Origin of the sequence: Acinetobacter sp. NCu2D-2 (genome assembly GCF_001647675.1) — a bacterium.
Taxonomy (GTDB): Bacteria; Pseudomonadota; Gammaproteobacteria; order Pseudomonadales; family Moraxellaceae; genus Acinetobacter.
Genome location: NZ_CP015594.1, coordinates 1,832,699 through 1,851,555, shown reverse-complemented (window position 1 = coordinate 1,851,555; position 18,857 = coordinate 1,832,699). Strand labels below are relative to the sequence as shown.

The window sequence follows — 18,857 nt, the reverse complement described above, 5'->3', positions numbered from 1 at the left end:
CTACCCCTTATGATTTTGAAGTAGCTTTTTGTTCAGATTGCGCTTCTGAAGCCGCTGCATTTGCAGGTTTTGCATTTGCTTGCGGAGCAGCAGGTTGAGCTTGATATGGCTTAGCAACCACTTGTTGATCAGGTTTTACTTTCGCAATGCCATCCACAATCACTTTATCACCTGGTTTTAGACCTTCAGTCACAATCCAGTTGCTGCCTTGTGTACCAGAAGTCACAACAGGGCGTGATTCAACTAGACCTTTCGCATTTACAAGCATTGCCATCGCTTGACCTGTTGGGGTACGAGTTAAAGCCACTTGTGGAATGAGGTAAGCATTTGGTACTTCACCTTGTACGATTTGCGCAGTTGCAAACATACCAGGCAGTAATAAATGGTCTTTATTTGGGAACACGGCACGTAAAGTTACGGTACCTGTTTCTGGATTTACGCTTGCATCAGAGAATGCTAAACGGCCTTCAACAGGGTAGATGCTGCCATCTTCAAGTTTTAACTTCACACGTGTGTTGTTTGAACTGTTCAAGCTACCTTTATTTAATTGTTGACGTAAACGAAGCAATTCAGCACTTGATTGGTTGATATCCACATAAATTGGATCTAAACGTTGAATCGTTACAAGTGGTTCAGCTTGGTTTGCAGTCACTAAAGCGCCAGCGGTTACAGTTGAGCGGTTAGTTTGACCTGAAATTGGTGCACGAACAGTTGAGTAACCTAAGTTAATTTGCGCATTTTTCAAGGTTGCACGGCTAGCATTCAGTTCAGCTTCAGCCAGTTTTACTTGTGCAACGATGTCATCGTATTCTTGTTTAGAGATCGCGTTTGTACCAACCAATTGACGGTAACGACCTTCTTTAACACGAAGCACACCAAGGTTTGCTTCTGCACGTGCGATTGAGGCATTTGCGTTGTCTACAGTTGCGCGGTTTGTACTTGAGTCAATTTCATAAAGTGCTTGACCTTCACGGACATAGCTACCTTCACTAAATAAACGTTTCAAGACAACACCACTAGTCTGTGGGCGTACTTCTGAAATCTCAAATGCTGTTGTGCGTCCAGAGAGTTCTACGGACTGCTCGACACTTTGCGGTTGTGCAACAATGATACCGACTTCAGTCGGTGGCATTTGTTGTTGAGCGCCAGCTTCCTGGCCCTCTTTAGGATCTTTGCTACAACCAACAAGTGCGATACTTGTTGCTAATGCGCAAGCAGTCAGGGCAGGTGCCCAAAGCTTTGCAGACATCATTGTTCCACCTCAGTTAGATTTTTATCTAAATTTTTTATTTGTGCATCAGTCTGTGCTTTGCCATGAGCAAATACAGTGCAGAAATCCAAATAAAACTAATACTCCAGCCGGATATTACATCCGAAGGAAAATGTACCCCTAAATAGACACGTGAAATTCCCATGATCAACAACCACATGAGTGCGCAGACAAAAATCAGGTTTCGCCATTTATGTTGTTGAAAAATCAAAAACATAAGCGCAGCAAAACATGCAGCATAGGCACTATGTGCACTGGGAAAAGAACTCCCAAAACTCTCAACTAAATGAAATTGTTCAGCAGGTCGAGGTCTTGAAAATACAAATTTCAGCAGCCAACTGAGGGATATTCCTCCAAAAATTCCGATACATATAAAAATTATGTTTGCATACTTTTTATACCACACTAAATAAATACTCCATAGTGTGGTGAAAAGTAATACAAACGGCATGCCACCTAATGCTGATAATGTCTTAGTGAATTGATTGAATACAGAAGTACGATGCAGGCTCATCCACTCCACTGACATCATATCAATGTGCTGGAATGGCGTGAAAAAAAGCATCAATAGACTGATTATAAATAATAAAAAACCAACACCAAGCAACAAGTAGGGCATACAAAATTCCTTGCTCGTGTTAATCGATCTTGAGTCGATTAGCTGTCTGTTTGGAAGTGTACTTGTCAGTACACTTTTTTTCAAGCGCTTGTAATTTATGCTAAATCCATATGTTTTTTAAGGAATAATGCTTAAAATTACACCGTATTATCTCAATTTTGTGTTTTGGTCGATGTATTATTTTCGTCAACATCCGTGACAGGTTGAGGTGGCCAAAAGAAATCACTTGGACGGGTGAGGAAATGTGTCATTACCAATTTTGCCAGTGGTTTCCATTGCTCAAAACGAACGCGACGTGCACGAAGTGCCACAATAATTGTGAGGGTAAAACTGACGAATAAGTTGGTTAAGCCAATCAGTAACACGCCTAAGAATGAAACGACCACTAAGCCAATATCTGGCCCATTGATATACATTAAGCCTTGTATGAAATTAGCAGATGCAAAGGCAATATGACGGATATCAAGTGGTAAGCCTAAGATAAAGCCAATTGTCCCCATACTGCCAAGCATGACGCCAAAAATAAAGTTACCGCCCAATGCCCCCAAATTACGTTCAATATAGTCAGCAAAACGATTTAATCGTTCCTGTCCCATCAGTTTACTCAGTTGAACATGGGCTTTAATTCGTGGACCGACTTTGCGATACACCGCCATATTGTCAAAGTAACCTGCAAGTAAACCTGATAAGAATAGGCAGACACCTGCAATCGCAGCATGAGGAATGGCTAAAGAGGTAAAAGGATTTAAATCGTGCAGAGTTTTACTGGCCTTGAGATGTGACATCAAGGGTTCATGCAATGCACTGTCCCAAAGAAAAGCAATGAATGCAGCGGTTGGGATGGCAATCGAAATATTGCCCAAAATCGCAATAAACTGGGTTCGGATAATATTAACAATCAGGGCTGCAAGTTCGGCAATTTGTGCCATCTTGGAACCTTTACGCTGTTGTACAGTCGCGGCAAGTGCGGCTGCGGTCATCGCAGGTTGTTTGGTAGCAACGGTAAAGTGCAGCACATGAATCAGCATAAAGCCTAATGAATAATTCATGCTATAACTGAACGCTTGCATAAGCGGCGCCATACTGACGCGTGCCATTAAGGTTTTAAGTGTTGCCATAAAGGCAATAATCACACCTGCACCTGCGGCAGACTTATACATTGCCAAGAAGCCAGCTTTATCGGTACTTACATAATGTTCACCGGTTTTACTAGCATTCTCAGTCACTTGTAGGGCAAGTAATTCACTGTTGGTAGCCAGTAATGAACGTACACTGCGTTCGCTATAAATGGCTTCACTGATATCAACAATAAAATGCCCAATAGATTGATAGCGTAATTTATCGTTGTCCATCATCATATTAATGAGAATTTCAATACGTTCTAAACATTGCTCGAGTAGCGCCAACATATAGGTCAAACTGACACTCACCCCAATGCGCTTGGTTGAACGACGAATCTTAGCCACCACATCATGACATTGTTCCAGCATTACCAAAGCTTGAGCCGCGTCGGGTGGCATAACGCCATCAATGACATTACTGTCCTGATAGCGTTTTCTATATTCCTGAATGAACTCGTTAATTTCACGGTTTTGAATCAAGAAAGGTGATTCATATTCCATGAGTTCAGGTTGGGCATTAATAAATTCGGGATGCAAGCCAATTCCACTGATCCGATAAGACAGGATAGTCATGGCTTTAATCAGTTCATTCTTAATTCGGGTTTTTTCAGCCTGATTGGAATGGCCTTGATTCATTACACTGAATAAGTTAAACCAGTCTTCATCTTCTAGAGCATCTAACCAAAACTTATCTGTTGGTTGATGAAACACCTTGCGAAAGAGTTCCTGTAAGTTTTGATTATCAGGAATCAAAGGCAAGATATGTGCGCCAATGCGTTGATTAAGCTGATTCCAAAAGCCATCTAAGGACAAAATACCGGTATCTGAAAAAAGACTGGTATGTTTATACGGTGTGATTAAACGCAGAACAAAAGATTGCAGTGTTGACACTGCATCTGGCGTTCTTAATAGGCTTTGTATAAATGCATAAAACTTTGCTTCGATTTCGGCGCCGTCTTTGGTGTCTTCTGGTCGAATTCGATTAATGAGTTCGATGAGGAGCTTTTCATCTAAAACAGCTCGTGGTTGTTCGAGCTGTTGGCGCATTTGTTGGAGAAGATCGAGCAAATATATATGCATAGGCAAATGAGTGTCTTTATTGGATACGGTTAAGTGCTAAGTTTGCCAAGTTGATTAATGCCTGACGATATTCTGACTCAGGTAACTGGTCTAATGCTTGCAGGGCGGCTTGGGTTTCTTCCGTTGCACGTTGGCGACAGTAATCTAATGCCCCTGATTCATGCACAATACGGATCACTTGTTGCAAATGATCTGTACCACCTGTTGCAATACTTTTACGCACAATCTCGAAATCTTCACCTGAGGTATTTTTCAGTGCTGCGATCAATGGCAAGGTTGGTTTACCTTCCATTAAGTCATCACCGATGTTCTTACCTAAGGTCTCAGCATCTGAGGTGTAATCTAAAATATCGTCAATAATTTGGAAGGCATTACCGAAGTGACCCGCAAATAAACGCAGTGGTTCACGATATTGTTCTGTGCCTGTCAAAATCGCGGCACCTTCGGTTGCAAGTTCAAACAAACGTGACGTTTTACCATGAATAATACTGAGATAGGTTTCTTCAGTGGTTTCTGGCTGATGCTGTGATTGAAGTTGTAAAACTTCACCTTCAGCAATCTCACAGGTGCCTGTAGAGAAATCTTTGAGTAAAACTTTGCTGTCTAAATCGACCAATAAATCAAAAGCACGAGAAATCAGGAAGTCACCGACCAAAACAGCTGTTTGGTTATTCCATGTTGCGTTTGCAGTTGGACGACCACGACGTAAGCCTGATTCATCAACTACATCATCATGAACCAATGTCGCTGTGTGCAACATTTCAATAATCGCTGCAAGTTTGCGGTGTTTCTCAAGATCTGTTGCACCACATGCTTTTGCTGCAAGTAAACACATGATCGGGCGCATACGTTTACCGCCAGCTTCCACTACGTGTTTACTCACGGCCATCACGAGGGCAACTTTTGAGGTAATTCCTTCATTAATAAATGTGTCCATCGCAGCAAAGTCGTGTGCCACAGGAGCGAGAATATCTTGCTTAAAATCGATGGTCATGTGAAAGGAAGCCTCTAATATCGGTAAATCTCAGAACTAAGTTTAACAATTTATAACATCTATGAGAGATAAGAAATGCTCAAACTCTACGAAAAATTAGATTTTTATCAAATATATCGTGTCATTTTCTTGGCTCAAATAGATTAGACAATAAAGTGCTACATATAAAGCTCTAGATTCGGCATCGGCATCTTAAAATAGACCACGTACATTGCACTGTTGTTTTTTGTAGCATTTTTAAGCCTGGATGTTTGATTTTATTTGATAAATTTTACTGTTTATCGTGTATGCAAAACACAAAGTCAATATTTAGCTAAAATGGCTTGTTGTTTTTTTGATTATCCCTTAAAATCCTCGCCCTTAGATATATCCCCCAGTGGCGTACGTTTTAAGATCGATATCTTTCTTTATCGGCACGACGACACGGGCTTGTTTGGAGTACATTATGTACGCAGTAATCCAAAGCGGTGGTAAACAACACCGTGTAGTTGAGGGTGAAACCCTTAAAGTTGAATTGTTAAAAGCTGAAACTGGCTCAACTGTTACTTTTGATGACGTGTTGATGCTTGTAAATGGCGACAACATTCAAATCGGTGCTCCAGTAGTAGCTGGCGCTAAAGTAACTGCTGAAGTAGTTAGCCATGGTCGTCACGACAAAATCCGCATCATCAAAATGCGTCGTCGTAAACACTACCGTAAACAACAAGGTCACCGTCAATGGTTCACTGAGTTGAAAATTACAGCTATTTCAGGCTAATTACTAGGAGTAATGAGACATGGCAACTAAAAAAGCCGGTGGTTCGACTAAGAACGGTCGTGATTCGAATCCTAAGATGTTAGGTGTTAAAGTTTACGGTGGTCAAACTGTAACTGCAGGTAACATCATCGTTCGTCAACGTGGTACTGAATTCCACGCTGGTGCTAACGTAGGTATGGGTCGTGACCATACATTATTTGCTACTGCTGATGGCGTAGTAAAATTCGAAGTGAAAGGCCAATTCGGTCGTCGCTACGTATCTGTTGACGCATAATTTGCTGATATAGAAAAAAGACCCACAGTTGCTGTGGGTTTTTTTATGTCCGAAGAAAGTGGTGTAAGAAAAAGTTTGGAATAATTGCTTAAATTCGAAACAAATTTCTTCATCATGATGAATAAAATGGCTCATTTCGCATTAATAACAATACAAAACTCCTTGTTTTCTCTCATATTTAAAAATTGTTTTGGTTTAAGATGGGGACATCAAGACATTGCGATCATGCAAATATAAAAGGTGAACTTATGAATATGCTTCGTAAAACTGTATGTGCTATGGCATTGGGTGCAGCAACGCTAGCGCCAGTCATGAGTACAACTGTATTTGCTGCGACGACTGCAGCGTCGGAGCAACAAGCAACGGCCAACTTGGTTAATCAACTTAGCCATGTTCGTAGCTTAACAGCGAATTTCCAACAAACGACAAAAATTACTAATCCTAAAAAGGTTCAGAAAAAGGGCCTAAGTGCACAGCACATGAACCAAACGTTCAAAGGGACTATGAAAGTTGCCCGTCCTGGTAAATTCTATTGGGAAATAACAAGTCCTTCTAAACAAGTGATTGCCACTACAGGTAAAACAGTCTGGATTTATGATCCAGATCTGCAACAAGCCGTACGTCAAAGTTTAGATGAGCAAGTAGCAAATACACCTGCGTTATTGTTATCGGGCAATACCAGTCAAATTATGAAGTCATATCGTGTGACTCAGCCGAATAAGGCAAAAACTTATTACACCCTGTATCCGAAAAAATCGGATGGGGTATTTGAAAGCTTAACCATTAGCTTTGGCGCAAACAAAGCACCAACCTTAATGATTCTACAAGACTCATTAGGTCAGACCACATATATCAACTTTAGCAATGTGAAAGTAAATCCAACGATCCCTGCATCGACATTTAACTTCACACCACCTAAAGGCACAGATATTATTGATCAATAATATTTCGTTCAGCTGAATAAGAAGGCAGTGCAATACAGCACTGCCTTTTTTATGTCATATCGTGTCTTCAAATTGGATTAGTTCTATCTAAACTTAAAGAGAATTTGTATAGTGTGAATATTCTCGTAAATCATAGATCAAAGCAGGATAGAGGGATGAACGCACAGGCATTAAAAATCATACTCATGATGAGTACTTTGGGTTTAGGTAGCGTGACGCTGATGGGGTGTCAGCAAGAATCTGAACCAAGTACTGAGTCTGTGCAAAACGAGGCTGTGCTGCCGCTCATTCAAGCGCACACCGAAAAGGTTACGGGTGTGCAAAGCTTAAGCTGTGAGAAAGAAGGCTGTACCCGTTATGATTTACAAAGTGTAAAAACCAATGTGGATTGGATTGATCAATATTTTTATGATCGAATCAAGCGCGCAGAGCCCGTCGCTTTTAAGGTCAATCAAGCAAAACAAGAAAGTGAAGTTGATGTAAATAGCCTAGATCAACGCAATATACGGGTAGGTTACTTAGGGCAACAAGCCAATTTAGCCACATTTGTGATGAAGAGTTATCAGTTTAAAACCGGTAGCGAATTTGGCATGTATCATCATGAATATGTAAATTTTGATCTTACTCAGAAGAAACGCTTAGCGTTGGAAGATATCTTAAAAAAAGGTGTTGATGCAAAACTGCTTGATCAATTGTATGATGCCAATATGTTGTGGTTACAAGCACATGATATTGAAAAAGCGCAGCTTAAATTGAGTGATAACTTTTACATTAATGCGCAAGGTCTGGTCCTTGTGTACCCACTTTATGAAATGGCAGATTACACAACAGGGATGCCTGAGCTTAAAATTCCGCATGATCAATTAGCCGCATTGCTTAAACCCGAATATCTACCAAATTTGGCACAACAGGAAATGCCAAAGCCATAAATTGAATTCGGTATTTATTGTTCTAATAAGGCACAGCTATGTGTGCCAACACTGTATTTTTGGGCATGAAAAGCATACACTATAGCCAGTTTTTTTCTTAACCAAAGATTGGCTATGATCGACCCTAAATTACTCAGAAATAATATTGAGGCTGTAAATTTAGCCTTAGCAAAACGTGGTGTTCAACTTAATGTAGAAGAATGGGCATCACTTGAAGCTCGCCGTAAAGAAATTCAATCGAAAACTGAATCCTTACAGGCTGAGCGTAATGCGGGTGCGAAACAAGTCGGTCAAATCAAAAAAGCAGGCGGCGATGCATCAGAAATCATGGCGCGTATGTCTGCGATTGGTGATGAAATCAAAGCGGCAGAAGCTGCATTGGCTGAGCTTCAAACTGAACTTGAAGAAAAGTCATTAACGATTCCAAACTTGCCACATGAATCTGTACCTGCCGGTAAAGACGAATCAGACAACGTTGAAGTTTTAAAATGGGGTACACCACGTACTTTTGATTTTGAAATCAAAGACCATACTGATTTAGGCGAGATGATGGGTGGTTTGGAATTTGAAACTGCAACTAAATTGACAGGTTCACGTTTCAGCGTATTGAAAGGTCCATTGGCACGTTTACAACGTGCGATTACGCAATTTATGTTGGATACGCATACCACTAAAAATGGCTATACCGAAGCGTATGTGCCTTATTTAGTCAATGCTGACTCTTTACGCGGTACAGGTCAGTTGCCTAAATTTGAAGAAGATTTATTCAAACTGCAAGGCGAAAAAGAGTTCTACTTAATTCCAACCGCAGAAGTGCCTGTAACCAACTTCGTGCGTGATGAAATCATTGACGCAGATCGCTTACCACTAAAATACGCAGCGCATACCCCATGTTTCCGTAGTGAAGCAGGTTCTTATGGCCGTGATACCCGTGGTTTGATCCGTCAGCACCAATTCGACAAAGTTGAAATGGTTCAAATTGTAAAACCTGAAAACTCAATGCAAGCATTAGAAGAGTTAACAGGTCATGCTGAAGGTATTTTGCAAGCTTTAGGTCTTCCATACCGTAAAATCGTACTTTGTGGCGGTGATATGGGCTTTGGTGCATGCAAAACTTATGACTTAGAAGTGTGGGTACCTAGTCAAAATACTTACCGTGAAATCTCTTCATGTTCAAATATGTGGGACTTCCAAGCACGTCGTATGAAAGCACGCTACCGTGCGGATCAAAAGAAAACTGAATTTGTGCATACATTAAATGGTTCAGGTTTGGCAGTTGGTCGTACTTTGCTTGCGGTGATGGAAAACTATCAACGTGCTGACGGTTCAATTGAAATTCCAGAAGTATTACGTCCATATATGGGCGGTGCAACTTACATCGATTAAGCAGTTAAGTTAAGCACATACGAGGGTCTATTGCTTTCAGTCGATGTATTAGCCATGACTGAGTCGGCAATAGGCCCTTAAATTTATATGGTCAGCGGATGATTTGAGGTTATTTGTGGATATTTTTCCAATCTCTTTAAAGTTGCAACAGCAAGCATGTTTGATTGTGGGCGGCGGACATATTGCCTATCGAAAAGCAGTGCTTTTGCAAAAAGCTGGCGCAGTGATTGATGTTATATCACCAGAAATAAATCCTGAACTACTTGCTATTGTTGAAGCAACAGAAGGGAAGTATATTGCTGCGGCTTTTCATGCTGAACTCAATGTACGCCAATATCGCTTAGTGATTGCAGCAACAGATGATGCCGAAACCAATCGCAAAGTCTTTGAAGTTTGTGAAGCTGAAAATGTCTTGGTCAATAGTGTCGATGATCCGCCACATTGTCGATTCATGGTGCCTGCAATTGTAGATCGTTCACCGTTGGTGGTATCGATTGCAACAAATGGGGCTTCACCCGTATTGGCGCGCCAAATCCGCACTCAGCTTGAAGCGACTATTCCGCAAGGTATGGGGAAACTTGCTGCATTTTCGGGTAAATGGCGTCAAGAAGTCAAAGCGAAGATTGAGAATCCTGATCAGCGCCGTATTTTTTGGGAAGACTTGTATGAGAGTCCGCTAAAAGAACAGGTTTTCAATGATAATGTGGCTGAAGCTGACCGTCTTATTGAACAAGCCTTAATTGAGTGGCAGAAACCTCAAGGTGAAGTTTATTTGGTTGGGGCAGGTCCTGGCGATCCTGAATTGCTCACGCTTAAAGCGCTGCGTTTAATGCAACAAGCAGATGTGGTGATTTATGATCGTTTGGTGTCTGAACTGATTATGGATTTATGCCGCCGTGATGCAGAAAAGATCTATGTCGGTAAAGCGCGATCTAATCATGCGGTACCACAAGAAGGGATTAATGCATTACTGGTGAAATATGCGCAAGAAGGTAAGCGCGTCTGCCGCTTAAAAGGTGGTGATCCATTTATCTTTGGGCGTGGCGGTGAAGAGATTCAAGAATTATTTGCAGCAGGTGTATCTTTCCAAGTAGTGCCAGGGATTACCGCTGCATCAGGTTGCGCCGCTTATGCGGGCATTCCATTGACCCATCGTGATTATGCGCAAAGTGTACGTTTCCTAACAGGACATTTAAAAGAAGGTTCACCAGAGTTGCCGTGGCATGAACTGGTTTATGAAAATCAGACCCTTGTGCTGTATATGGGCTTGGTGGGGCTCGAAAAGATTTGTCAAAAGCTGATTGCGCATGGTCAACGCGAAACCATGCCTGTGGCCTTGATCTCTAAAGGAACAACACCTGAACAAAAAGTTGTGGTGGGTACACTGGCAGATATTGCATCGAAAGTCAGTGAACATCAAATTCATGCACCAACCTTAACCATTATTGGTGAGGTGGTACAATTACGTGAACAATTACAGTGGCGATAACGCTGCTAAGTTAAAAGTTGAGAAATCCTGTGATCCATGTTGTCTTATACGAGCCTGAAATTCCTGCAAATACAGGGAATATCATTCGTCTGTGTGCAAATACAGGAGCGCAATTACATCTTGTAAAACCTTTAGGTTTTGAACTGGATGATAAAAAATTGCGTCGAGCAGGTTTAGATTATCATGAATGGGCACATATGAAAGTTTGGGAAAACTTTGCAGAATGTGTGGCTCATTTAGAAGAGCAAGGCATTAGCAATGATGCAATTTATCCATTGACTACCAAAGGTTTTGAAACACCGCATACGTCGAATCTAAACCGTCCTGTGGCATTGCTGATGGGGCCTGAAACTCGTGGTTTACCTGAAGATGTGCGGATGATGTTCCCGAAAGAACATTGGATTCGACTCCCGATGGCGGCAAATTCACGCAGCTTGAATTTATCGAATGCTACGGCTGTGATCTTATATGAAGCTTGGCGTCAACAAGACTTCCAAGAATTGAAATAAGCTGCATTGAATGAAAAGCCACCTTCGGGTGGTTTTTTTATTTATGTAACGATTAAGCTGGATTAATTTTCTTCTAAGCACTTATTCGGTATAAATAAAATAGAGGAGATATAGGATCGACATATGAGAAAAATAATGCTGATGGGTTCACTGGTTTTGGCAAGTTTGGGTGCTTATGCAGAATCAGCCAATACACCGATCGATGCGGATCAAGTGAATACACAAATGCAGCAGCCATTTACAAAGGCAGAAATCCAGCAAGGGATGCAGGAAATGCAACAACGATTGAATAGTCGTATTGAGGCATGGGGTGCAGAACTTAAACGCGATGATTTTGAATGGACATGGCGTGGGCGACAGTTAAAACAGCCGAAGCGTCAGGAAGTTTGCGGTATCTTCCAAGGTATTGTGAATGAAACATGGGCGATGGCGCAAAAGAATAAAGCACGTTTAAGTGCTGAAAATCAGCAAGTCTTACAAAGTCGCAGTGCATTTATTGAAGCATTGGGATATGAAAATAATATTGTTGATACCAAAATGGGCTTTGATTGTCGTTTGAAATAAACGTATAGATATAAAAAAAAGGCGCATTCAGCGCCTTTTTTAATTTGAAGATTATTTATCGTCAAATTCGTTATGTTGTGGAGCAGGTAGTTTGAAACCTTTGGTTTTATAACCGAGGTACATAATACCGAACATTGCCCACCATAAACCGTATTTCAATGCAGTGTCTTCAATCTCAACCCACATCGCGAAAATACTGATAAAGCCCAATAATGGAATCACGATATAGTTAAAGATATCTTTCGCTGTCTTAGTACGACCATCACGTAATGCATAACGTGAAATCACAGATAAGTTTACGAAAGTGAAGGCAGTTAATGCACCGAAACTGATCATTGAAATAACAATATCAAGGTCCATGAAACCAGCAGTTAAAGCAACAGCACCAACAATCATAATGTTGTATGACGGTGTGAAGTTTTTAGGGCTAATATGACCAAAGATCTTCTTGTTAATCACGCCATCACGACCCATCACATACATCAAGCGTGATACGCCAGCGTGTGCAGAAATACCAGATGCCATTACCGTCACGATTGCGAAACCAAGAACATAGGCTTGGAATAATGAACCACCCACTAAAAGTAGAATTTCAGGTTGTGTTTCAGCAATATTTTCGAAGTAGTTGCCTGGTGCAGAAGGGAAGTACAACTGCATGAAGTAAGTACTGATAATGAAAATTACACCGGCAATTAATGCTGTTAAGAAAATTGCTTTAGGTAGTGTTTTTTCAGTGTCTTTAGTTTCTTCTGCAAGAGAACTGAGTGAGTCAAAACCTGTAAACGAGAAGCACAGTAAAGTTGCACCAGTAATTAAAGGTCCAAGCTCAGTTAAGCTGTTCCAGAAAGGCTCTAGGCTCCAAAGCTGAGAAGCAGCTTTTGGGCTAATTGGGCCGTCTGCATTATAGCCCGCTTGAAGTTTGCTATATACCAACCACGTGAATACACCGATCACGATCAACTGTACAAGTACAATCAGACTGTTGAAGTTTGCAACAAAGCGCGCGCCGCGTAAGTTAATACCTGTCATAAAGGCGGTCAGTACAATGACCCAAACCCAATGGTTTACAGAAGGGAATAACGCTTCTAGGTAAATAACCGCGAGAATAATATTTACCATCGGAGACAGTAAATAATCCAACCAAGATGACCATCCCACCATAAAGCCAACATTAGGGTGGATGGATTTTTGTGCATACGTATACGCCGATCCCGATGAAGGATAGCGACGGATCATATGACCATAACTAATAGAAGTGAACAAAATTGCAATCAGGGCAATAATGTACGAAGTCGGAACATGAAAATGGCTTTCTTCTGATACCAAACCAAAAGTATCAAACAAAGTCATTGGTTGAATGTAAGCTAAACCAATAATGATAATGTGCCAGAGTCCTAGCGTTTTTTGCAGTTTAGCTGCCGATTGAGTCCCAGTAATATTAGTCAACGGCGTTATCCTCTTAATCGTTGATCAAGGATCAGTCATATCAAATAAGGATCGTTTGAGACGAACGATCCCCCCTAGAGTTTTAAGTAAAAGCGCGCCAATTTACTCGAAAAACACAACTTTTACCAGCAAGATTTTTGATTTTGCACCTGCATAAAATATGCCAACCTTGGTTTTTTATTTTATGCAAGATAAAAGCCCGATGTTTAAAAAAACATCAGGCTGAAATTTTCGCTATATTGGCTTATTTTTCAATAATTACCAAGCTTTTTTTAAGATAGATTTTAAATCATCTAAAGTTGCTTCTTTTGGGTTGTAAATGATGGAACCATCATTGAGCGCTTTTTCAGCAACTTCATCCAATTGAGCTTCTGTGATCTTACCAGTTTCACTTAATGTGCGTGGCAATTTGGTCAATGTATAAATGCGATCACGCATGGCTAAAATTGTCGAAATGGCTTTCTCTGCACGCAAATGAGCAGGGGTTTGCGCATAAATATCAGGACCGGCCAAAGGAAGCAGTAAGTCAGCAATTTTATTGCCATTCACTTCTTTGTTGTATTCCAGCACATATGGCAGGAATAGATTCATACATAAGCCATGCGGCAGATGTGCAACCGCACCTAAAGCATGACCTAATGAATGGACTAAACCGACCATTGAATTTGAGAATGCAATACCCGCCATAGTAGACGCTTGAGCAAGTTCTAAGCGTCCTTGCGCATCGGTTGGGTTATCTAGCACGGTAAAGAGATTGTCACTAACTTTTTTTACTGCTGCTGTTGCATAAGCATCTGAAATCGGATTGGCTGCCATACAGGTATAGGCTTCTACAGCATGTGTCATGGCATCCATTGCAGTCATTGCAGTCAAGTGAGGTGGCAAAGTCTGCGTCATACGTGGATCTAAAATCGCGGCATGTGGCATCAAGTAATACGATGCAAATGGCATTTTTAGGTTCTTTTCAGTATCTGATACCACAGCAACCATGGTTACTTCAGAACCTGTCCCAGAAGTAGTCGGAATCACAAAAAATGGTTTCAGTGGTTTTGGTAGATTATGCGCACCTGAATATTTGAGTAAGTCATCTCCACCTTCAGTCACTAAAATATTAGTCGCTTTAGAAGTGTCGATGACAGAACCACCGCCGACTGCCAAAATCGCGTCGCAGTTATTGTCACGATATACTTGAGCCGCTTTACGCACCGTTTCTAAACTTGAGTCAGGTGGAACATCATCAAAAATAAAACCGACTTCTACATCTGTACTTTCAAATGCAGCTTCAATAGGTGCAAGTAAGTTATTTGCTCGAACGCCTTTATCTGTAATGATGAGCGGGCGTTTTGCACCTAATGTTGAAAGTTCGAATGGAATATGTTCAAGCGCTGCATGACCAGCAATGACTTTAACTGGGCAAAAAAATTCATAATAAGGCTTAGCCATGTTAAACGCTCCGTTTTAAATAGGATTGTGCGACTTTTAAATAAATGTTGCTCGCACCAAATAATTTTTCTTTTAAGCTTAAATTGCTTGGATATTCCTTTACAGCAAGCTCTGCGACCACTTTGGGTAAAATCAGTGCTTCCATCTTATTTAAGCAACGTACTAAACGAATCGCATAAGAAATATCGCCATTGGCAATCATGCGGTCATTTGCAAAGGCTTGAGAGGTACTTTCCTGAAATGAAAACACCAAAAAGGCATGATGCAAATGTTTAAAGGTAATCGTAAGGTCGGGTTTCTGATCAAGCTGCTTTACAAGCGCTAGTTGCTTGTCAGTCGTCACACGTGCGACAAAAGCAGGACCATTCGGGAAAACATTCATAGAAAGCGTGAAGCCGACAGGGAAGGCTGCAACTTCACGTTGAATTTCGTCATCAACTTGACTGGCCATTGCTAAGCCTCGACCTATGACATCCATCATGAGTTTGACATAGGTGAGTTGCAATGCGGGTTTTACGGATTTAGTGGCAATCACGTGATAATCCCTATCTATTAAGTATTATGATTTTAGAGTAAATACTCTAATTTATTTATTATTAAAAAGCAAAGTCTTTATTTTTGCTCTACAGTCACGTCCTTAAAGTAACCGCTGTTGCTTAAAGTTTCAATAATCCGTGAACATAAATCAGCAAAATTTGGCGCAGGTTGAATCAGGTCGTGGATACGAACCATTTCAAGACCGGCATAGCCGCATGGATTAATGGTATGGAAGCCTGTCAAATCACAATTAATGTTGAGCGACAAACCATGATAGCTACGACCTTTACGGATTTTAAAACCGAGAGAACCAATTTTACGTTCATCAACGTAGACGCCAGGTGCATCTGGTTTAGCGTAGGCTTCAATACCGTATTGTTTGAGTAAATCAATCATTAAGTTTTCAGCATAGGACACCAGTGTGCGCACGTTCCAACCCAAGCGATTTAAGTCAAACATAAAGTAAGCCACGAGTTGACCCGGACCATGCCAAGTGACTTGACCACCACGATCGGTTTGCACAACTGGAATGCTTGTTGGAATTAGAATGTGTTCAGGTTTACCTGCCTGTCCCTGTGTTAAAACATCATGATGTTGCAAAATCCATAGTTCGTCAGGGGTTTGCTCATCACGGTTTTCCGTAAACTGTTTCATTTCCAGGAAACGGTCTTCGTAGGGAGTAAGCGCGTTATATTGACGAATAATCAAAGATGGTTTTTGAACCACATCAGTCACAGTGTACGTCCTAACAAAATTAATGCTGTTTGGCATTATATAACGTACGTTCACGATCGGGCAGGAAAGATCGGATTTATCTTGAGCTGATATAAAATAAAAAACACGCTCGAAAGCGTGTTTTTTATGGCAAGCCGAAAATTAAAGTGCAGTTTTAATTAATGGGCAAGCAGCGAGATCAGCATATACGGCATGAACCTGTTCAAGTTCAAGGAAGCGAAGCTGCGCAGTTACTGAATGGTATTTACCTGTACGTGATGGAGTCACAGTCATTTTGCTGCCATCAAAGTCAGGGAAATGTTTAAGAAAAATATCATTCACAGCTTGACGAAGTTCTTCACCAGCAAGACCAATCAATTTAATTGGATAGTCCATCGGGAACACCCAAAGATGTTCTTGTAGTTCGCGTGATGGCATGCGATTAGTCATGTCAGTCATAGGACACCTCTTCATTAAAAATACCTGCTATGTGCAGGTATTTTGTTTTATTTGCTACATGCTCATATTATGGGGGAGTTCCCCCCATATTCAAGCCAGTATTATCCTATGGATAGGTTAGTCATTCTCAAGGAAAGAACGTAAGTGTTCTGAACGAGAAGGATGACGTAGTTTACGTAACGCTTTTGCTTCAATCTGACGAATACGTTCACGTGTTACATCAAATTGTTTACCGACTTCTTCCAAAGTATGGTCAGTTGGCATGTCGATACCGAAACGCATTTTCAAGACTTTTGCTTCACGTTCAGTCAAGTTTTCAAGTACTTCACGAGTTGCTTCTTTTAAGCCTTCAGATGTTGCAGCATCAATTGGAGATGTGATGTTGCCATCTTCAATGAAGTCACCAAGATGCGAATCTTCATCATCACCAATTGGAGTTTCCATCGAAATTGGTTCTTTCGCGATTTTAAGTACTTTACGAACTTTAACTTCGTCCATTTCTAGACGTTCACCCAATTCTTCAGGAGTTGGTTCACGACCCATTTCTTGAAGTAATTGACGCGATACACGGTTGATCTTGTTAATAGTTTCGATCATGTGTACCGGAATACGAATCGTACGTGCTTGATCGGCAATCGAACGCGTGATTGCCTGACGAATCCACCATGTTGCATAAGTCGAGAATTTATAACCACGACGGTATTCGAACTTATCCACGGCTTTCATCAAACCGATGTTACCTTCTTGAATCAAGTCAAGGAATTGCAGACCACGGTTGGTATATTTTTTCGCAATCGAAATTACCAAGCGTAAGTTTGCTTCAACCATTTCTTTTTTCGCACGACGTGCTTTCGCTTCACCGACAGCCATACGTTTTGCAATATCTTTAATATCGCGAACTTTTAGACCAAGTTCTTTTTCAATATCAGCAATCTTTTGTTGGAATGCCAAAATATCTGGACGAACTTTTTCTAAATAGCCTTTTTGATCTGGTGTTGCTTTAGCAATTTGTTCTTCTAACCAAGCTGGATTTGATTCTTGACCTGGGAATGAAGTACGGAATTGCGTACGGTCCATACGACCACGACGTACTGCATAACGCATAATTTCACGTTCAGAGGTACGAATTTGATCGTGTGTACCGCGAATCATTTCAGAAATAATGTCAAATAAACGCGGTGTAAATTTAAACATCATGAACACAGCAGCAAGCGCTTGAAGCGCTTCTTCGCCTTCAGCACTATTACGACCGTGTTTTTCTAAAACAGTTTTAGTATTCGTCCATGCTTCAGCAAGTTCAGTGAAACGTGCTTTGGCAATTTCAGGATCAGGACCAGAATCCGCTTCTGAGTCATCATCAGAATCAGATTCTTCTTCGTCTTCATCATCATCCAATTTAACGTCTTTGGTAGATTTAGTTGTAGACGCATCATCATCTGCAAGCTCTGCTTCTTCTTCAGGAACTTCAGGAATTTCTTCGTCAGATTCAGGGTCAAGATAACCTGATAAAATATCAGCTAGGCGGCGTTCACCTGCTTCGTAATCTTTATATTCTTGGAGAACAACTTCAACTGCGTTTGGCCAGTAAGCAATAGAGTTTAAAACGTCACGAATACCTTCTTCGATACGTTTTGCAATACTGATTTCGCCTTCACGAGTCAAAAGTTCAACCGTACCCATTTCACGCATATACATGCGTACTGGGTCAGTGGTACGACCTGGCTCATTCTCTACCGATGCAAGTACTGCTGCAGCTTCTTCTTCTGCAACTTCATCGGCAGCTTCTGCAGTGTCCTCGAACATCGTATCATCAGATTCTGGTGCGCGATCATGTACAGGAATACCAACGTCATTCAACATTTGAATGATGTCTTCAATCTGCTCGCTTTCTGTGATTGAGTCCGGGAGATGATCGTTAACCTCAGCGAAGGTTAAGTAACCTTGTTCTTTGCCTCGGCTAATCAGAGCCGCTACTTGAGAAGTAGGGGAAGTCATATCGCTCATCTTTGCTTACTCTTCGTTGAATCTGTTGCAGTAAAAACCGTACATAAGTTGCACGATTCATCTCATTAAATTTTATGAATAGCTTAGTCATTTCATCAGTTTATACAACGTAAAGCGCCGCCTGATAAAATATAAAAAAAGGAAATTCAGTAATTTAAGATGGGGATGAATTTGTTGTTTTCAAGTTCAGCCCATGCGTATCGATGTTTGAAAACTCAAAATTAAGTCTTCAAAACAGAAGGACGCAGGGTGGATTATATCATGCCACACCTGTAAGGCAGAAAAAAAGCCCTGTTTAAAAAATAAAATGGTTAAAAA

Annotated in this window: 18 protein-coding genes; 8 read left to right on the top strand and 10 right to left on the bottom strand. The window is 41.0% G+C overall.

Annotation, left to right across the window (positions count from 1 at the left end):
• Nucleotides 1-7 precede the first annotated feature (7 nt).
• The 4 genes from A3K93_RS08870 to sdsA all read right to left on the bottom strand — a co-directional run bounded on the left by A3K93_RS08870 (nucleotide 8) and on the right by sdsA (nucleotide 5,084).
• On the bottom strand, nucleotides 8-1,252 hold the full coding sequence (locus A3K93_RS08870) for an efflux RND transporter periplasmic adaptor subunit (RefSeq protein ID WP_067730837.1): 1,245 nt from the start codon (nucleotides 1,250-1,252) through the stop codon (nucleotides 8-10).
• Between the two features lie 34 nt (nucleotides 1,253-1,286).
• The gene (locus A3K93_RS08865; RefSeq protein WP_067730835.1) at nucleotides 1,287-1,889 is read right to left on the bottom strand and encodes a phosphatase PAP2 family protein; all 603 of its coding nucleotides are present in this window, start codon (nucleotides 1,887-1,889) and stop codon (nucleotides 1,287-1,289) included.
• Nucleotides 1,890-2,041: 152 nt separating this feature from the next.
• Complete coding sequence (locus tag A3K93_RS08860) at nucleotides 2,042-4,090, bottom strand: site-specific recombinase (RefSeq protein ID WP_067730833.1); 2,049 nt, start codon at nucleotides 4,088-4,090, stop codon at nucleotides 2,042-2,044.
• 16 nt (nucleotides 4,091-4,106) lie between these two features.
• A complete protein-coding gene (sdsA, locus tag A3K93_RS08855; protein ID WP_067730831.1) occupies nucleotides 4,107-5,084 on the bottom strand; it encodes an All-trans-nonaprenyl-diphosphate synthase in 978 nt (325 codons plus the stop codon).
• Nucleotides 5,085-5,529: 445 nt separating this feature from the next.
• Between sdsA and rplU the strand changes: the two genes are divergently transcribed.
• The 8 genes from rplU to A3K93_RS08815 all read left to right on the top strand — a co-directional run bounded on the left by rplU (nucleotide 5,530) and on the right by A3K93_RS08815 (nucleotide 11,936).
• Nucleotides 5,530-5,841: a 50S ribosomal protein L21 gene (gene rplU, locus A3K93_RS08850; protein WP_067730829.1), complete on the top strand. Its 312-nt coding sequence runs from the start codon at nucleotides 5,530-5,532 to the stop codon at nucleotides 5,839-5,841.
• A gap of 19 nt (nucleotides 5,842-5,860) precedes the next feature.
• On the top strand, nucleotides 5,861-6,115 hold the full coding sequence (rpmA, locus tag A3K93_RS08845) for a 50S ribosomal protein L27 (protein ID WP_067730827.1): 255 nt from the start codon (nucleotides 5,861-5,863) through the stop codon (nucleotides 6,113-6,115).
• A 248-nt stretch (nucleotides 6,116-6,363) separates the two neighbouring features.
• Nucleotides 6,364-7,059 (top strand): outer membrane lipoprotein chaperone LolA, encoded by a 696-nt coding sequence (gene lolA / locus A3K93_RS08840; RefSeq protein WP_067730825.1) that lies wholly within the window; start codon nucleotides 6,364-6,366, stop codon nucleotides 7,057-7,059.
• Nucleotides 7,060-7,214: 155 nt separating this feature from the next.
• Nucleotides 7,215-7,988 carry an RsiV family protein gene (locus A3K93_RS08835; RefSeq protein ID WP_067730823.1) on the top strand — a complete coding sequence of 258 codons (774 nt, stop codon included), beginning with the start codon at nucleotides 7,215-7,217 and terminating at the stop codon, nucleotides 7,986-7,988.
• Between the two features lie 114 nt (nucleotides 7,989-8,102).
• On the top strand, nucleotides 8,103-9,374 hold the full coding sequence (serS, locus tag A3K93_RS08830; protein ID WP_067730821.1) for a serine--tRNA ligase: 1,272 nt from the start codon (nucleotides 8,103-8,105) through the stop codon (nucleotides 9,372-9,374).
• Between the two features lie 115 nt (nucleotides 9,375-9,489).
• Nucleotides 9,490-10,863 (top strand): siroheme synthase CysG, encoded by a 1,374-nt coding sequence (gene cysG / locus A3K93_RS08825; protein WP_067730819.1) that lies wholly within the window; start codon nucleotides 9,490-9,492, stop codon nucleotides 10,861-10,863.
• A gap of 29 nt (nucleotides 10,864-10,892) precedes the next feature.
• The gene (locus A3K93_RS08820) at nucleotides 10,893-11,372 is read left to right on the top strand and encodes a tRNA (cytidine(34)-2'-O)-methyltransferase (protein ID WP_067730817.1); all 480 of its coding nucleotides are present in this window, start codon (nucleotides 10,893-10,895) and stop codon (nucleotides 11,370-11,372) included.
• A 225-nt stretch (nucleotides 11,373-11,597) separates the two neighbouring features.
• Nucleotides 11,598-11,936 carry a hypothetical protein gene (locus A3K93_RS08815; RefSeq protein ID WP_081408551.1) on the top strand — a complete coding sequence of 113 codons (339 nt, stop codon included), beginning with the start codon at nucleotides 11,598-11,600 and terminating at the stop codon, nucleotides 11,934-11,936.
• Between the two features lie 51 nt (nucleotides 11,937-11,987).
• Here the strand turns inward: A3K93_RS08815 and A3K93_RS08810 are convergent, their stop codons facing one another.
• The 6 genes from A3K93_RS08810 to rpoD all read right to left on the bottom strand — a co-directional run bounded on the left by A3K93_RS08810 (nucleotide 11,988) and on the right by rpoD (nucleotide 18,539).
• Nucleotides 11,988-13,382, bottom strand: a complete 1,395-nt coding sequence (locus A3K93_RS08810) for an APC family permease (RefSeq protein WP_067730813.1) — start codon at nucleotides 13,380-13,382, stop codon at nucleotides 11,988-11,990.
• Nucleotides 13,383-13,640: 258 nt separating this feature from the next.
• Entirely contained in the window at nucleotides 13,641-14,825 is a 1,185-nt protein-coding gene (locus A3K93_RS08805; protein WP_067730811.1) for an iron-containing alcohol dehydrogenase, read from the bottom strand.
• Between the two features lies 1 nt (nucleotide 14,826).
• On the bottom strand, nucleotides 14,827-15,360 hold the full coding sequence (locus tag A3K93_RS08800; protein WP_067730809.1) for a hypothetical protein: 534 nt from the start codon (nucleotides 15,358-15,360) through the stop codon (nucleotides 14,827-14,829).
• Between the two features lie 77 nt (nucleotides 15,361-15,437).
• Nucleotides 15,438-16,097, bottom strand: coding sequence for a lipoyl(octanoyl) transferase LipB (gene lipB / locus A3K93_RS08795; RefSeq protein ID WP_067730807.1), 660 nt, complete (start codon nucleotides 16,095-16,097; stop codon nucleotides 15,438-15,440).
• Between the two features lie 141 nt (nucleotides 16,098-16,238).
• Nucleotides 16,239-16,526, bottom strand: coding sequence for a YbeD family protein (locus tag A3K93_RS08790; protein WP_067731714.1), 288 nt, complete (start codon nucleotides 16,524-16,526; stop codon nucleotides 16,239-16,241).
• A 126-nt stretch (nucleotides 16,527-16,652) separates the two neighbouring features.
• Entirely contained in the window at nucleotides 16,653-18,539 is a 1,887-nt protein-coding gene (rpoD, locus tag A3K93_RS08785) for an RNA polymerase sigma factor RpoD (RefSeq protein ID WP_067730805.1), read from the bottom strand.
• Nucleotides 18,540-18,857: the final 318 nt, after the last annotated feature.

Coding starts and splice junctions, on each gene's coding strand:
- sdsA (WP_067730831.1), bottom strand. CDS start 5,084: ATGACCATCGATTTTAAGCAAGATATTCTCGCTCCTGTGGCACACGAC.
- rplU (WP_067730829.1), top strand. CDS start 5,530: ATGTACGCAGTAATCCAAAGCGGTGGTAAACAACACCGTGTAGTTGAG.
- A3K93_RS08790 (WP_067731714.1), bottom strand. CDS start 16,526: ATGACTAATCGCATGCCATCACGCGAACTACAAGAACATCTTTGGGTG.
- A3K93_RS08815 (WP_081408551.1), top strand. CDS start 11,598: ATGCAGCAGCCATTTACAAAGGCAGAAATCCAGCAAGGGATGCAGGAA.
- A3K93_RS08805 (WP_067730811.1), bottom strand. CDS start 14,825: ATGGCTAAGCCTTATTATGAATTTTTTTGCCCAGTTAAAGTCATTGCT.
- rpmA (WP_067730827.1), top strand. CDS start 5,861: ATGGCAACTAAAAAAGCCGGTGGTTCGACTAAGAACGGTCGTGATTCG.
- A3K93_RS08860 (WP_067730833.1), bottom strand. CDS start 4,090: ATGCATATATATTTGCTCGATCTTCTCCAACAAATGCGCCAACAGCTC.
- A3K93_RS08865 (WP_067730835.1), bottom strand. CDS start 1,889: ATGCCCTACTTGTTGCTTGGTGTTGGTTTTTTATTATTTATAATCAGT.
- A3K93_RS08870 (WP_067730837.1), bottom strand. CDS start 1,252: ATGATGTCTGCAAAGCTTTGGGCACCTGCCCTGACTGCTTGCGCATTA.
- A3K93_RS08835 (WP_067730823.1), top strand. CDS start 7,215: ATGAACGCACAGGCATTAAAAATCATACTCATGATGAGTACTTTGGGT.
- lolA (WP_067730825.1), top strand. CDS start 6,364: ATGAATATGCTTCGTAAAACTGTATGTGCTATGGCATTGGGTGCAGCA.
- serS (WP_067730821.1), top strand. CDS start 8,103: ATGATCGACCCTAAATTACTCAGAAATAATATTGAGGCTGTAAATTTA.
- rpoD (WP_067730805.1), bottom strand. CDS start 18,539: ATGAGCGATATGACTTCCCCTACTTCTCAAGTAGCGGCTCTGATTAGC.